Genomic DNA, 13,633 nt, shown 5'->3' on the forward strand with positions numbered 1-13,633 from the left:
GCAGGACGAGTCAGCAGCTACTTGTATTTGCGATAGCGCGCTCCATTCGGAAAGGCGCGCAGAAAGCGACGCCTTATGTATCCCGGAAGACGCCTTATGTATCCCGGAAATAGTATCGATTGAGAAGGTGCGAACGGAGTTTGAGCGACGGGCCTCACCCTGTCGTTCCGGGATGATCCAAGGGGACCAAACCCGGAATCCTTATGTTCCGGATCGCCGCTCCGCGCCGCCCTCACCCTTCCTTGAAGCCGTATTCCGGCACGTTGCCGCTGGCACCATAATATTTGTAGGGCAGGAACTTGCCGCTCATCGTGATCTTGACGCGGTCGCCCTTCGGATTGGCGACGCGCTCCATCGCCATGTCGAAGTCGATCGCCGACATGATGCCGTCGCCGAACTCCTCCTCGATCAACGCCTTCCACGCCGGGCCGTTGACCATCACCATCTCGTAGAAGCGGTAGATCAGGGGATCGGTCGGCGGCATCGGCGTGCCGGTGCCGCGCATCGGCACCTCGTTGAGCATCGCGGTCTCGGCCTTCGACAGGCCGAACAGCTCGCCGGCATTGGCCGCCTGCGGTTTTGTCAATTTCATCTGGCCGAGGATCGCGCCAACGATCAAGACCTCGGAATAGCCGCCGATCTTCTCGCAGATATGCTTCCAGCTCCAGCCCTTCTCGCGCTTGATGTCGAGCAGCTTTTCGGTGAGGTCTTCGCGTTTCATGAGGCTTCCTCCGTGGGGACCGGCACGCAGTACCGACGCCGGCATTGATCAGCGTCCGGCCGCATCTTATGCCGCCGGACGCCGACAAACATGCAGATTTTATGCCGCTTTGCCTGTTACGACGGCAGCGGTCGGCAAGCCCTCGTCGATCGGCAGCGCCGGATCGCGCGACCATTCGTTCCAGGAGCCGAAGTACATCCGCACGTCCTTCACGCCGGCGTTCTTCAGCGCCAGGAAGGTGTTCGAGGCGCGTGCCCCCTTGAAGCAGTAGAGATAGACCGGCGTGGTCTGCGAGATGCCGACGGTCGCGCATTCGGCGAGGATCTCGTCCTTCGACTTGAAGCGCGGCCCCTCGCCGGTCGGCTTCATCATCCGGTACCATTCGAGCCAGACCGCGCCGGGGATGCGGCCCTTGCGCGGGCAGAAATCCTTCCCGTAAGGCGACGAGCTCTCGCCGATCCACTCGTCGACGTCGCGCACGTCGAGGATCGCGACACCCGGCTTGCCGACCGCCGCCAGCATCGCCTTGGCATCGATCATGATGTCGCCGGCCTCCGGCACGATGGCAAATCCGGCCTTCGCCGGCACCGCAACGTCAGTCGTGACCGGCAGGTCCGCCGCCTTCCAGGCATCGAAGCCGCCGTGCAACACCTTGATCTTGGGATAGCCCAGCATCGCCAGCAGGTAGTAACCGCGGCAGGACTGGCCGAAACCGGAATTCATCGACTGCTCGTAGATCACGGCAGTCTCCTTGCCGGAGAGGCCGGCGGCGCCGAAGGCGTCGGCGAACTTGGTCTTCAGCGCGTGCATGCCCTCGGGCGTCGAAGTCGCGAGATAGGTGAAGATGTCATGCACATTGACCGCGCCGGGCAGATGTCCCGCCGCATAGGCATCCGGATTGCGCGTGTCGATGACGACACACGGCTCCTTTGTGACGAGCTCGGCTAGTTCGCCGGCGGTGATCAGAACGTCCGTCATGGCTCTCTCCTGTTTGCGGTTGCAGTCGTGGTGGTCCCGAACTTGTTTGAGCATGATCTCTTCGGAAAACCGGTCCCCACTTTTCCGGATCATGCTTCAGCCGTCCGCCAGCATCTTGCGCAGCTGCTTGGTGGCGGGCGTGACGATGGCGACGAAATAGGCTTCGCGCAGCCGGCGCTGGGCGCGGTGGCTCATCAGGTAGCCGCGCGCGCCGCAATGGAGCATCGCCGCATGCGCGACCGCGACGCTGGCATCGCCGATACGCAAGCGGAGCGCGACGACGCGGCGCCAGTAGCTGTCGTCGGCGTTGTAGGGATCGCCCGCCAGCGTCATCGCCTCCTTCTCGAACTCGGCATAGAGCTCGCGGAATTGCAGCGGCTGCTGCGGCAGATAGCGGTTGACGTGACCGAGCGGCGCGTGGACCTCGTCCATGATGTTGATGCAGTCCCGCATCAGCCCGAGGCCGATGCCGGCCTGCAGCAGGATGAATCCGGCGCGGATCTTCCTGACAAAGGGAGCGGCCGGCTCGGCGAGGATCAATTCATCCGGCACGAACACGTCGCGGAACTGAACGCCGTAGGTGCCGGTGCCGTCCATCGCCAGGAACGGCTTGCACGGTGTCAGCGTGATCGCGGGATCGGAGCAATCGGCCAGGAACATGACCGTGCCGCCGTCCTCCTCCTCGCGCTCGAAGATGGTGCCGAAGTAATGGCCGGGCCCGAGGTTCGACACCCAGGGCAGCGCGCCGCGGACGATGTAGCCGCCGTCGACCCTGCGACCCCTGAGCTTCAGCCGCTCGATGCCGAAGAAGCTCTTCATCGGGTTGGAAAGCCCGGTGCCGCCCAGCACGCGCCCGCGGGAGAAGCAGTCGCCGAAGCGCGCGGCGAGCTTCACATTGGTGGAATTGGCGACGTACCAGACCAGCGTGTTCTGGCACCAGGCCATGAAGGCGGTGGCGCCGCAGACCTCGCCGATCGCGGCCATCGACTGGATGGCCCAGCGCAGGTCGGCGGGGCCCTCCTGCGGCACATGGCTGCTCCACGCCCCGACCTCGCCGAGCCGGCGCAGGAACTCGCCGGGATAGACCGAGCCGGCATCGATCGCGGATGCGATTGGTGCCAGCTCCTGGCGGGCGAGGCGCGCGACCTCGTCCGTGATGGTCGGTGCGGGATCTTGAGCTGCGACCCGCGATAAAGCCAGTGAACCCATGGGTGGTCTCCGCACCTTGAATTGCCGATTGGCGCCTAAGCGCTGACCTCGAGATTGACGGGGCGGGTGAAGGTGTTGGCGACCGGCGACCACTTCTTCACATGCGCCACCAGCGCGTCGATCTCGCCCTGCGCGATGCCTTCACACTCCATGTCGACCTTGACGCGGACGTCGGTGAAGCCGACCGGCTTCTCGCTGACGTCGCCGGTGCCCCACACCGCCGTGATGTTGAGGTCGCCCTCGAGCTCGAGCTCGAGCTTGTTGACGATCCAGCCGCGATGCACGGCGTTGGCGTGCAGGCCGACTGCAAGGCAGGAGCCGAGCGCGGCGAGCGAGGCTTCGGAGGGATTGGGCGCGGTGTCGTCACCAAGCAGGCCCGGCGGCTCGTCGACGATGTAGGGCGCGAGGTTGCGGATGTAGTTGGCGTGGCGGAACTTGCCCTCGGCCACCGTCTTGCACTTCAAGGTCTTGACGACCTTCGGGTTGGCCTTGCCGTTGGCAATGAGCTGCTCGAGCCCGCCTCTGTCGATCGGCGCGAGGCAGCCGGTCAGTACGGTTTTTTGAGCGACAGCGGTCATCAGTTTTCTCCCTGGGAGCGATGGAATTGGTCAGGATACCGAACGGTCTGTTTCCTGCACGAAGCGTGCCAGTCCGGCCCCACATCAAAAGGCGAAATTCCGCAGGCGCTTAAGGGGGTCTGCCTGCGGATTGATCAGCGCCGTCTTGCTCAATCGCCAAGCAGATGCCGCGGGCCTGCGATTATTTTCAGCGCAGGAAGGCGCGCATGAAGATGCGGCTTGATGATTTCGCCGCGCTCCGATTTACTGCCGCGCATGGCCAAATCGATTGCGAAGAAAAAACCAGCCGCGGCGTTCAGCGCCGGCGACGATGAATCGGCGCGCGGACGCCTGCTCAATGCGGCGACGCATCTGTTCTGCAAGAACGGCATCAACGCCACCGGGATCGATGCGATCATCGACGAGGCTGGAACCGCGAAGACCACGCTCTACAAACTGTTCGGCTCGAAAACCAACCTCGTGCATGCGGTGCTCGAGAGCGAAGGCCGGCAGTGGCGCGAATGGTTCATCGGCGCGATCGAGGCCGGCGGCGGCGATCCGCAGACGAAGCTGTCGCGGATCTTCCCTGCCCTGAAATCCTGGTTCGCCGAGGAACGCTTCTACGGCTGCCCCTTCATCAATGCGGTCGCCGAGCACGACAAGGATGCCAAGCAGTTCCGCAACATCGCACTGAAGCACAAGAAGGTGGTGCTGGCGCATATCGAGAAGCTCGCCGCCGAGATGGGCGCAACCGAGCCGGCCGTGCTGGCGCATCAGCTCGCGCTGTTGATCGACGGCGCCATCGTCGCCGCCATGGTGTCGGGTGATCCGGCCGTCGCCGATACTGCAGGCCTCGCCGCAGGCAACCTGTTCGCACCGGCCAGGGCGAAGAAGGCGAAGCGCGCCGACAGCGCCGTGGAACAGCTACTCGCGGTCTGAAGCGCGATGAGATTGGGTTGAATTGTCGTCGCGCTTTAATTCATTGTTTGAGCATGATCTTTTCGGAAGACCGCCAAGCACTTTTCCGGATCATGCTTTAGCAGCGGGGGCGCCGCGCGATCCGCAACGCCCACCGCCTTGTCATCATATCGTCTCTCGGCGCTATTTCAGCGCGTCCGCCACCTTCGCAATGCCGGCATTGGCGCAGACCTCATCCTTCTCGCCGCCGGGCGCGCCCGAGACGCCGACAGCCCCGATCACCTCGCTGCCGGCCTTGATCGGAACGCCGCCGCCGACGCCGACAACATTCGGGATCTGCTTGAGGAAGGCGTTAGCGGGATCTTCCATCTGCTTCATCGTCGCGAGCGAGGTCTGGCTGCGGGTGCGCGCCGTGTAGGCTTTCATTCGCGCGAATTCCATGGTGTGCGGGCCGGTGCCGTCGCCGCGAACCGAGGCCGCGACATTGCCGCCCTTGTCGACGATCACGACCGACACCTTGTAGCCGTCCTTGGTGCACTGATCGATCGCCGCCTGCATGATCGCCAGCGACATCGCCATCGAGACGTTCTTCTCGACCAACGGTGCCTGCGCCAGCGCAGGCGTGGCGGCGAGGATGGTGATGGATTGGAACAAAGACAGACTGACACGACGCATGAAGAAGCCTCCCTGAGAGATGTTGTTGTGCGCCCTATTGAACCCTCGCCGGCGCGGAATAATCCCGCTGCGCCGGACAAAATTCGGAGCCCGCGCGGGCTGCCGCCTACAAATCAAAATTCGTCGGCAGCATGACGACGTCGCGGATCGTCATGCCGCGCGGCCTAGTCAGCATGAACATCACGACCTCGGCGACTTCGCTTGCCTCAAGCAGACTGCCCGACGCTTTGGCTTCCGCGAGCTTCTCCGCCGGCCAGTCGGCGAGCAGCGCGCTGATCCCCGGCCCCGGCGAGATCGAGCCGACGCGGATGCCGTGCTTGAACACCTGGCGGCGCACCGTCTGGACGAAGCAGTTGATCGCCCATTTCGACGACGCATAGACCGGCTCCCAGGGCGTCGGGAAATGCGCGGCGAGCGAGCTCGTGACGATGATGTCGCCGGTCCCCCGCGCGATCATGTGCGGCAGCACATCATGCACGTTCTTCATCACGACATTGACGTTGAGGTTCAGCATCCGGTCGATCGCGCCGCTGTCGGCATCGACGAGGTCGCCGCCGACATAGATGCCGGCATTGGCGTGCAGGATGTCGAGCTGGCCCGCCTTCTGCAGCACGCGCGGCAGCAGTGTCGCGCAGGCCGCGGGATCGAGCAGGTCGATGACCAGCGGGATCACCGCATCGCCGTGCCTGCCGGCGAGCGCCGCGAGCGCGGCGGCGTCGCGATCGACCATCACCACGCGCGCGCCGGCCGCCAGCATCGCCTCGCTGCTCGCAAGTCCGATGCCGGACGCCGCCCCGGTCACGGCCGCGACCTTGCCTTCCAATTGCTTCGCCATCGTCTCCACCCTGTCAGGTCAGTGCGACAGGCATGGCAACACATCGCGGTCGCGCTGTCAGCTGCCATGCGATGCACGACGCGCGCGTCCGGCGCTCACAGGCGGAGCATCGGCGGCCGCGTGGCGAAACGGCGGCGCAGCCATTTTGCCGCCGGTCCAGCCGGCCGCTGCTTGTGCCAGACCACTTCGAGCGCGACGGGATGCGCACCCTCGTCGAAGTCGAGTTCGGGAACCGCCAGTTCCTCGGCGACCTGCGAGCTCGCCATGATGTGCGCCGGGATCAACGCCCAGCCGACGCCGTGCTTGAGGATCTGCAGGATCACCCAATGGCTCTCGACCCACCACACCTCCGCCGCGACACGCAGGCGGTGCCGCTCGGTTCCTTCGTTGCGCACCGTGACCATGATCTGGCGATGCCGCTTCAGCTCCTCCCAGTCCACCTTTCCATGCGCGAGCGGATGGTTCTTGCCGCACACCAGCTGCAGCGGCACCCAGCCGATGGTCTTGAAGCCGAGCTCGGGCGGCAGCTGCTCCTGCCGCCACATCACGCCGACATCGGCCTTGCCGTCGAGCACGAGGCGGCTGACGTCCTCCATGATCGGAAACAGCAGCTCGAGCTCGACATGAGGAAAGCGCGTGGCGAATTCCGCGAACAGTTCGCCGACCGCGCTCTCCGGATAGAGCTCGTCGATCGCCACCACCAGCCGCTTCTCGACATGCGCCTCGAAGCTGCTGGCAACGCCGATCAGGTGCTCGCGGCGATCGAGGATCAGCTTCGCTTCCGGCAACAGCCGCGCCCCCGCTTCGGTCAGCACCGGGTTGCGCCCGGCCCGGTCGAACAGCGCAATGCCGAGGTCGGTTTCCAAATTGGCGACATGCGTGCTGACGGCCGATTGCGCCTTCTTCAGCAGCCGCGCCGCGCCCGAGAACGAGCCCTGCTCGGCGGCCGCCACGAACGATTCGAGCTGGTCCATGGAAATGGCCATCTATCTCTTTTCCAGATATTATCTAACTTTGTAATCCCACAATATCAGATAGAAACCCGATCACAACGACAAGAAAGGGTTTCCAAATGTCCATGCGTTCCTTCTCCGACCGGATCAGGCACGCAGTCCTGTTCGAATTGATCGGTATCGCCATCTTCACGCCGGCGGCCGCTTGGCTGTTCAATCAGCCGGTCGCCCATATGGGCGTCATCGGCGTCGTCTCGGCGACGGTGGCGACGATCTGGAACTTGCTGTTCAATCTCGGCTTCGACCATGCGCTGGTCCGCTTCACCGGCCGCGTCGTCAAGACGATGCCGATCCGCGTTGCGCACGCGATGCTGTTCGAGGCCGGACTGATCGTGCTGCTGATCCCGTTCGTCGCCTGGTATCTCGGCGTCTCGCTGTGGGCCGTGCTGATGATGGATATCTCGATCGTCGCGTTCTATCTGGTCTACGCGTTCGTGTTCAACATCACCTACGATCGCGTCTTCCCCGTGCGCCCGTTGAAGGCCCACGGTCGCGCGGCGAGCCGGGCGCTGCCGGCCTGATCGGTTGCGATACGCGGCGCGGCTCGGATTATCAGATCCGCCGCGCCGCTCCGCACCCTGACACCGCGCCAATATTCATGATGGCAGCGACTACACACAAGTTCTGCCGCGCTCCTCACATAGATTGATTTGATCCGGCTTGAGCCCTGCGTGGTATTCGAGCCGGCACGCCCGTCAGAGGCTGCCAAACGGCCAACAATGCCAAAACGGCCAACAAGAAGAAGCGGAGGACGACAATGCCGAGGAACCGTTCAATTCAGCTATCCCGCCGTCATCTCATCAAGGGCGCAGCCGCCACGTCGGCCACGCTGCTGCTCGGCAGACCCGCGATCGCCAAGGGCAAGGCCGAGATCGTGATCGGCAACATCGACGCCTATTCAGGACCGGCTGCGGTCTATTCGTCGATCGGCCGCACGCCCGGCGGCTATTTCAAGATGATCAACGAGCAAGGCGGCATCAACGGCCGCACGATCAAGTACATCACCTATGACGACGCCTACAGCCCGGCCAAGACCGTCGAGCAGGCGCGCAAGCTCGTCGAAGGCGACGAGATCGACGTCCTGTTTGCGCCGCTCGGTGCGCCCACCAATGCGGCGATCATGAAGTACATGAACCAGAAGAAGGTCCCGCACCTCTTCATCGCCTCGGGCGCGACCAAGTTCGGCGACTACAAGAATTTCCCCTACACCATGGGTTTCCAGCCCTGCTACCAGATCGAAGGGCGCGCCTTCGCGCAACACGTGCTCGCGACCCAGGCCGACCCCAAGATCGGCATCGTCTACCAGAACGACGATTTCGGCCGCGACGTGCTGAAGGGTTTCAAGGACGGACTTGGCGCGAAGACCTCCGCAATCGTGGCCGAGCTATCGTATGAGACCGCGGACCCGACGATCGACAGCCAGGTCGTGCGCTGCAAATCCGCCGGCGCCAACGTGTTCATGAGCATGACCACGCCGAAATTCGCCGCCCAAGGCATCAAGAAGATCGCCGAGCTCGGCTGGCAGCCGGCGCATTACATCGGCAACAACGCCTCGTCCGCCGGATCGACGCTGAAGGCCGCGGGGTTCGATGTGTCGAAGGGGATCATCTCGAGCGCCTATTTGAAGGATCCCGTCGACGCGGCCTGGGACAGCGATCCCGCGATCCAGAAATGGCGCGCCTTCCTCGACAAATACGATCCGGCGGCCGCCAAGAACGACATCTACGCGGTGACAGGCTATCTCACCAGCCAGATCCTGGTTCAGGTGCTCAAGCAGTGCGGCGATGACGTCTCGTCCGAAAACATCATCAAGCAGGCGGCGAATTTGAAGAATGTCGAATCCGACATGCTGCTGCCGGGCATCAGGATCAACACCTCACCGACCGACTACTATCCGCTCGAGCAACTGCAGCTGACGCGCTTCAGCGGCGAACGCTACGAGGCGATGGGACCGGTGATCGACGGCGGCATCTCGAAGGCGTGAAGGCAGCAGGCGATATGCGAAGCGCGGACCCTCACCTGGTCTGCGCCTCTCCATCGTCATTGCCTGCCAAAAGCGGCTTTCAGACTATTCTTTTGCCGGCACCGTACGCAAATAGGCGACGATGGCGTCGAGGTCGGCAGCTGCCAGAGTGGCGTAGTAATGGAAGCCCATGGGCGGATTGAGCTTGCTGCCGTCCTTGCTGACGCCCTGAGTGATGGCGCGCTTGATCTCGTCATCAGTCCAGCCGCCAATGCCTTTCGTCTTGCTGGAGCTAATGTTCCGCGAAACCGAGACGCCCCAAGGTCCCGGAAACTTGCCGCCGCCGGCGCCCATGCTGGTCGCAAATTCTCGCCCTTGCGGCCCCATCGGCGTGTGGCACTCCATACAGTGTGCAATCGTGACGAGGTAGAATCCTTGCTGCACCTTGTCGCCCAACATCGCTTCGGTGTACGGGCTTTCACCACCTGGGGGAACAGGATGTCCTTGCGGCATCTTGTAGACTGGCTCCGGCACCGCATTCCTGATCGGCTGGATGGTGTGCAGATAAGCGATCACTGCATCGAGATCGCGATCGGTCATGATCTCGTAGAAGCCGCTTGGCATGATCATGGCGACGTGCGCGCCGTTGCGCTTGATGCCCTTACGTATCAGTTGCTTGAGCTCTGCGTCAGTGTACTTGCCGATGCCGGTTTCCTTGTCTTGCGTGATATTCGGGGCCGTGACCTTGAACGGCGGCTCATCCCATGACAGGCCGCCGGAAAAAGCCTTATCCCGGATCTCGCCCGATGGTCCCTTCGGGGTATGGCAGTTGCCGCAGGTCAGGATGCCATTGACCAGATAATTGCCGCGCTCGACTAGGTCCGATTGTGCGCCGGCCGGGCTGGTCAATACCGCGCCGATAACGAGCGCTAACGATCCGATACGGATCATGACGACGCCTCCAATCAATTGAAATATGCCGATAGAACTCAGATCGATTTCTGACTTCAAGAAGGTCCGTCAACGAAATGCGCGCACGAGTGCCGACGCTGCGAAGGCCGTGCGTAAATCGAGATAGCCGACGCGCAAGAAAAACGAGCGCGCGGATCAATGGTACGATCGCCGCCCTTTCTTTCGGCGCGTGACTGCCGAGGGCTGGCCAGACAAAATCTAGCAGATTTTCCGTGCTTGAGAAGCCAACATGACTCCGCCGAAATTCGGGGCGCGAGACATCAGGATCAACGCCTCGCCGACCAATCGTCATCCTCCCGAGCACGGCGCGGTGGGCTAGCGTTTCCAACCGATCATTCTTGAGGTAGCCTCATCCATCCTGAACGTGACGAGCCGCCATGCTCACGCTCTATTCCTATCCGCCGTTGTTCGGCGTCGCCGACAACAATGGCTATGGCCTGAAGGTGTTCGCTTTTCTGAAGCTCGCCGGCGTACCGTTCCGGCACGAGCACATTTTTGATGCGTCGAAGGCGCCGCGCCAGCAATTGCCCTATATCGTCGACGACGATGACACCGTCGGCGACAGCGAGACCATCCTTCGCTATGTCACCGAAAAGTACGGCGTGACGCTGGATGCCGCGCTGACGCCGGCGCAACGCACCACCGATCTCCTGATCACGCGTACGCTCGACGATCTCTACTGGGTGATGTCCTACTCGCGCTGGAAGGACGAGCGCTACTGGCCGAAATTTCGCGATGCGCTCAAGCGTGAGCATCCCGACCTCACCGACGACGGCTTGATGAAGGCCAGAGAGTTCAACGCGCAGCGCTACCATTACCAGGGCATCGGCCGCTTCGATCCCGACGCCGCGATGGCCCGCGGGCTCGCCGATCTCGCCGCACTGGCGAGCCTGATCCCGCGGCAGGGCTATGTGCATGGCAACACGCCGACGTCCATCGACGCCGGCATCTATGGCTTCGTGGCCAACATCTACTTCTACGACATCGACACGCCGTTGAAGGCATTCGTGGTCGCGCACGACGCGCTGGCGAAGCACTGCAGGGCCATCCACGCGGCGGTCGCTGGTGTCGCATAGCGCCGGCTCGGCCCAGGGCGCGCACTCGTCAACATGACGAGCCCGCGCCCGGTTCAGCTCTAACCCGACAAGCGGTCAGTAGTCCCAGAACGCCGGGACCCAACGAAAGGCCTCGCCGGCGACCGCGACATGGCCGATCGACGGGAACGGCATATGCGTCGCCACCAGCAGTTCGCCGCTCTCGGCCAGCTCCCGCAACAGGCGGATGCGAACGCGCGCCGCCTCCTCGGGGTCGTGCTCGAAGCCGTTGTGCCATTCGGGCTGGTCGAATCCGACCGTGAACACGGCGTCGCCAGCGAAGGTCAGCGCCTCGCCGCCGGACGCCATGCGGACCACGCTGTGTCCGGGGGTGTGGCCGCCGGTGCGACGAACGACCACGCCCGGCGCCACCTCGTGCTGCTCATCAAAGGTCCGCAGATTGTTGCGGTACTCGTTCGCGAACCGCTTGGCGGTCGCCCGCAGCGCGTCCGGGAATCCCTGCGGCATGTCGGTGCGGGTGAAATCCGGCGCCTCCCAGAATTTGACCTCGGCGGCAGCGACGTGGATCCGCAGGTCCGGACGCAGCCTTTCCTTGACGCCATCGACGAGCAGCCCGCCGACGTGGTCCATGTGCATGTGGGTCAGCACCACATCGGTCACCGACGCAAGGTCGATGCCGGCCGCTTCCAGCCGCTTGATCGTCTGACCGGCGCGCGGAAGGTGCAGGTCAGGATCCGACCCCAGCCCGGCGTCGATCAGGATGGTCTTTCCACCGCTGCGGACCATCACCACGTTCAGCGCCCAGTCGAACGCGTCCGGCGGCAGGAACATGTCGTGCAGCCAGGCCGCGCGGACCGCCGGATCGGCATTGTGCGCCAGCATTTTGGACGGCAGCGGCAGCACGCCATCGCTGACCACGAGCACGTCAATCTCGCCGATCCGCAGCGCGTAGCGCGACGGAACCAGCTCTTCGGGCTTCGACCCGACGGCGTCTGAGGGGGTGTGTAGGTTCATGATCGTCTCCTGCTGACCGACCACGCCGCGTGGGGCGCGGTTGCGGTGAATGGAGAGATGTCTAGCGAACCGGCCGTGCCGGTGCCCCAGAGCGATTGTCGTCGTTGCAGAGAGATTGCTGACGATGCAGCCGACGGGCTAGCTCGCAATAGCAGCGGATGCATGACTCGCCGGCCGCGCAGCATACTCGGTGTCGTCCCTGCGAAAGCAGGGACCCACAACCACAGACGGTCATCGCCGCACGATGCTGGAATGACGAGTCCCGTTCGCAACACTCGCCGCGGAGTATGGATCCCTGCTCCCGTGCGCAATTGCGCACTAGGCAGGGACGACATGTCGGGAGACCTGTGGACTTGAACTCATTCTTGGACAACGAGCTGCGACCGCTCACCGCGCCTGCTGAAGCCCCGCCTCCAGCCGCAGCAACTCACCATCGAGATCACGCTCGACATCATCCACCTTGATGTCGACCACCCGGTAGTCGCGCGCCTCGAGCCAGGCGCGGCGCTTGGCGCGGTCTGCGGCGATGGCCTCGCTCTCGTTCGCGTTGACCAGCTCGATCGCGGTCCGGTGCACGAAGGAGACGAAGTCGGGGATGTGGCGGCCGACCGGGGTCTGGCGCTTGAACTGGCCGGCGAAGCGGCGGTCCCGCGTCAGCGCCTGCCACAGGATCCGTTCGGCGTCCGTCGGGTTGCGGCGGAGCAGCCGGGCGAGGCCACGCACCGTGCTGGAATTGTCGGCGGTCGCGCCGCCCCCGCCCTGTTCGGCGAGCAGCGCCCGAAGCCTCGTTGCCTGGGCGCCGTCGAGCACGCCGCCCTTGGCCGGGCCCTTGCGGCCTTCCGCGATCGCCATCACCACGCCGTGCAGCGTGTGCATGTCCTGCTTGGTCGGGTCCATCCGGGTGAAGATGTTGCGCAGGTTCACCAGCATGGTGTCGCGCTTCTCGGCCGGACGCAGGAACTCGACCTTGTCGAGCTCGGCGACCAAATTGTCGAAGAACGCCTGCATCTGGTGCTGGGAGGCCGGCTCGGACCGCTCCGGCATCGCGAACGGCAGCGCACCCGCGGTCGAGAGCTTGAACCATTCATAGCCCATCAGCAGCACCGCCTGCGCCAGGTTGAGCGAGGCGAAGCCGGGGTTGACCGGAAAGGTGATGATGCGATTGGCGAGCGCGACCTCGTCGTTGGTCAGGCCGGAGCGCTCCCGCCCGAACAGGATGCCGGCGCCGCCGCCGGACGCGACATGGCGGACGATCTCGCTGGCCGCCCCTTCCGGCCCGACCACCGGCTTGGCCTGGTCGTGGGCGCGCGCGGTGGTCGCAAACACCAGCGTGAGGTCGGCGATCGCCTGCTCAACGGTGTCGAACAGTTCGACGGAATCGATGATGTGGTCGGCGCCGGCTGCGGCGCGCTGGGCGGCGATGTTCGGCCAGCCGTCGCGCGGGTTGACGATGCGCATCCGCGACAGCGCGAAGTTGCCCATCGCGCGCGCGGCCATGCCGATGTTCTCGCCAAGCTGCGGCTCGACCAGGATGACGACGGGACCGGCAAGGTCGTGCCCTGCCTTGGTCTTGTCGGTGCCGGACATCTCACTTCACTTTCTGATTCAAGATCTGAAGATTTTGATTCAGCTTCCGAAGCGGCTGATTCAAAGTCTCATACAGGTCCCCGAAACCAGCTTTGCACCGGTTTTGCGCGGGACCAATTTCTCCAAGCAGATAACA

Annotated in this window: 14 protein-coding genes; 4 read left to right on the forward strand and 10 right to left on the reverse strand. The window is 63.8% G+C overall.

Going from position 1 to position 13,633, the window contains the following annotated elements; translation table 11 throughout:
* Positions 1–232 precede the first annotated feature (232 nt).
* The 4 genes from cynS to CK489_RS34000 form a co-directional block, all read right to left on the reverse strand.
* The gene (gene cynS, locus CK489_RS33985; RefSeq protein WP_050629156.1) at positions 233–721 is read right to left on the reverse strand and encodes a cyanase; all 489 of its coding nucleotides are present in this window, start codon (positions 719–721) and stop codon (positions 233–235) included.
* A 99-nt stretch (positions 722–820) separates the two neighbouring features.
* Positions 821–1,699, reverse strand: coding sequence for a sulfurtransferase (locus CK489_RS33990; RefSeq protein WP_050629155.1), 879 nt, complete (start codon positions 1,697–1,699; stop codon positions 821–823).
* Between the two features lie 96 nt (positions 1,700–1,795).
* On the reverse strand, positions 1,796–2,908 hold the full coding sequence (locus tag CK489_RS33995; protein WP_198961093.1) for an acyl-CoA dehydrogenase family protein: 1,113 nt from the start codon (positions 2,906–2,908) through the stop codon (positions 1,796–1,798).
* Between the two features lie 35 nt (positions 2,909–2,943).
* Positions 2,944–3,486, reverse strand: coding sequence for an OsmC family protein (locus tag CK489_RS34000; RefSeq protein WP_095735365.1), 543 nt, complete (start codon positions 3,484–3,486; stop codon positions 2,944–2,946).
* Between the two features lie 255 nt (positions 3,487–3,741).
* Here CK489_RS34000 and CK489_RS34005 point away from each other — a divergent pair, with 255 nt between their 5' ends.
* Positions 3,742–4,404: a TetR/AcrR family transcriptional regulator gene (locus tag CK489_RS34005; RefSeq protein WP_095735366.1), complete on the forward strand. Its 663-nt coding sequence runs from the start codon at positions 3,742–3,744 to the stop codon at positions 4,402–4,404.
* A 162-nt stretch (positions 4,405–4,566) separates the two neighbouring features.
* On the opposite strand, the gene CK489_RS34010 is transcribed toward CK489_RS34005, so the two are convergent.
* From CK489_RS34010 to CK489_RS34020, 3 genes are all read right to left on the reverse strand, one after another.
* A complete protein-coding gene (locus CK489_RS34010) occupies positions 4,567–5,058 on the reverse strand; it encodes a GlcG/HbpS family heme-binding protein (RefSeq protein WP_050629151.1) in 492 nt (163 codons plus the stop codon).
* Positions 5,059–5,164: 106 nt separating this feature from the next.
* Entirely contained in the window at positions 5,165–5,893 is a 729-nt protein-coding gene (locus CK489_RS34015) for an SDR family oxidoreductase (protein WP_095735725.1), read from the reverse strand.
* A gap of 95 nt (positions 5,894–5,988) precedes the next feature.
* Entirely contained in the window at positions 5,989–6,879 is an 891-nt protein-coding gene (locus CK489_RS34020; protein WP_050629149.1) for a LysR family transcriptional regulator, read from the reverse strand.
* 86 nt (positions 6,880–6,965) lie between these two features.
* On the opposite strand from CK489_RS34020, the gene CK489_RS34025 reads away from it, so the two are divergent.
* Positions 6,966–7,427 carry a PACE efflux transporter gene (locus CK489_RS34025; protein ID WP_198961094.1) on the forward strand — a complete coding sequence of 154 codons (462 nt, stop codon included), beginning with the start codon at positions 6,966–6,968 and terminating at the stop codon, positions 7,425–7,427.
* A 236-nt stretch (positions 7,428–7,663) separates the two neighbouring features.
* Positions 7,664–8,890 (forward strand): ABC transporter substrate-binding protein, encoded by a 1,227-nt coding sequence (locus CK489_RS34030; RefSeq protein ID WP_095735367.1) that lies wholly within the window; start codon positions 7,664–7,666, stop codon positions 8,888–8,890.
* 84 nt (positions 8,891–8,974) lie between these two features.
* Here CK489_RS34030 and CK489_RS34035 read toward each other — a convergent pair whose 3' ends face one another.
* Entirely contained in the window at positions 8,975–9,880 is a 906-nt protein-coding gene (locus CK489_RS34035) for a c-type cytochrome (protein ID WP_245350613.1), read from the reverse strand.
* A 338-nt stretch (positions 9,881–10,218) separates the two neighbouring features.
* On the opposite strand from CK489_RS34035, the gene CK489_RS34040 reads away from it, so the two are divergent.
* Entirely contained in the window at positions 10,219–10,917 is a 699-nt protein-coding gene (locus tag CK489_RS34040) for a glutathione S-transferase C-terminal domain-containing protein (protein WP_095735368.1), read from the forward strand.
* Positions 10,918–10,992: 75 nt separating this feature from the next.
* Here CK489_RS34040 and CK489_RS34045 read toward each other — a convergent pair whose 3' ends face one another.
* Both CK489_RS34045 and CK489_RS34050 read right to left on the reverse strand, forming a co-directional pair.
* The gene (locus CK489_RS34045; RefSeq protein WP_095735728.1) at positions 10,993–11,910 is read right to left on the reverse strand and encodes an MBL fold metallo-hydrolase; all 918 of its coding nucleotides are present in this window, start codon (positions 11,908–11,910) and stop codon (positions 10,993–10,995) included.
* A 387-nt stretch (positions 11,911–12,297) separates the two neighbouring features.
* On the reverse strand, positions 12,298–13,497 hold the full coding sequence (locus CK489_RS34050; protein ID WP_095735369.1) for a TrmJ/YjtD family RNA methyltransferase: 1,200 nt from the start codon (positions 13,495–13,497) through the stop codon (positions 12,298–12,300).
* Between the last annotated feature and the right edge of the window lie 136 nt (positions 13,498–13,633).

Source organism: Bradyrhizobium sp. UFLA03-84, assembly GCF_002289535.1.
In the GTDB taxonomy this organism is placed as follows: domain Bacteria; phylum Pseudomonadota; class Alphaproteobacteria; order Rhizobiales; family Xanthobacteraceae; genus Bradyrhizobium; species Bradyrhizobium viridifuturi.

Coding starts and splice junctions, on each gene's coding strand:
- CK489_RS34000 (WP_095735365.1), bottom strand. CDS start 3,486: ATGACCGCTGTCGCTCAAAAAACCGTACTGACCGGCTGCCTCGCGCCG.
- CK489_RS34015 (WP_095735725.1), bottom strand. CDS start 5,893: ATGGCGAAGCAATTGGAAGGCAAGGTCGCGGCCGTGACCGGGGCGGCG.
- CK489_RS33990 (WP_050629155.1), bottom strand. CDS start 1,699: ATGACGGACGTTCTGATCACCGCCGGCGAACTAGCCGAGCTCGTCACA.
- CK489_RS34050 (WP_095735369.1), bottom strand. CDS start 13,497: ATGTCCGGCACCGACAAGACCAAGGCAGGGCACGACCTTGCCGGTCCC.
- CK489_RS34030 (WP_095735367.1), top strand. CDS start 7,664: ATGCCGAGGAACCGTTCAATTCAGCTATCCCGCCGTCATCTCATCAAG.
- CK489_RS34040 (WP_095735368.1), top strand. CDS start 10,219: ATGCTCACGCTCTATTCCTATCCGCCGTTGTTCGGCGTCGCCGACAAC.
- CK489_RS34020 (WP_050629149.1), bottom strand. CDS start 6,879: ATGGCCATTTCCATGGACCAGCTCGAATCGTTCGTGGCGGCCGCCGAG.
- CK489_RS33995 (WP_198961093.1), bottom strand. CDS start 2,908: ATGGGTTCACTGGCTTTATCGCGGGTCGCAGCTCAAGATCCCGCACCG.
- CK489_RS34010 (WP_050629151.1), bottom strand. CDS start 5,058: ATGCGTCGTGTCAGTCTGTCTTTGTTCCAATCCATCACCATCCTCGCC.
- CK489_RS34005 (WP_095735366.1), top strand. CDS start 3,742: ATGGCCAAATCGATTGCGAAGAAAAAACCAGCCGCGGCGTTCAGCGCC.
- cynS (WP_050629156.1), bottom strand. CDS start 721: ATGAAACGCGAAGACCTCACCGAAAAGCTGCTCGACATCAAGCGCGAG.
- CK489_RS34045 (WP_095735728.1), bottom strand. CDS start 11,910: ATGAACCTACACACCCCCTCAGACGCCGTCGGGTCGAAGCCCGAAGAG.
- CK489_RS34025 (WP_198961094.1), top strand. CDS start 6,966: ATGTCCATGCGTTCCTTCTCCGACCGGATCAGGCACGCAGTCCTGTTC.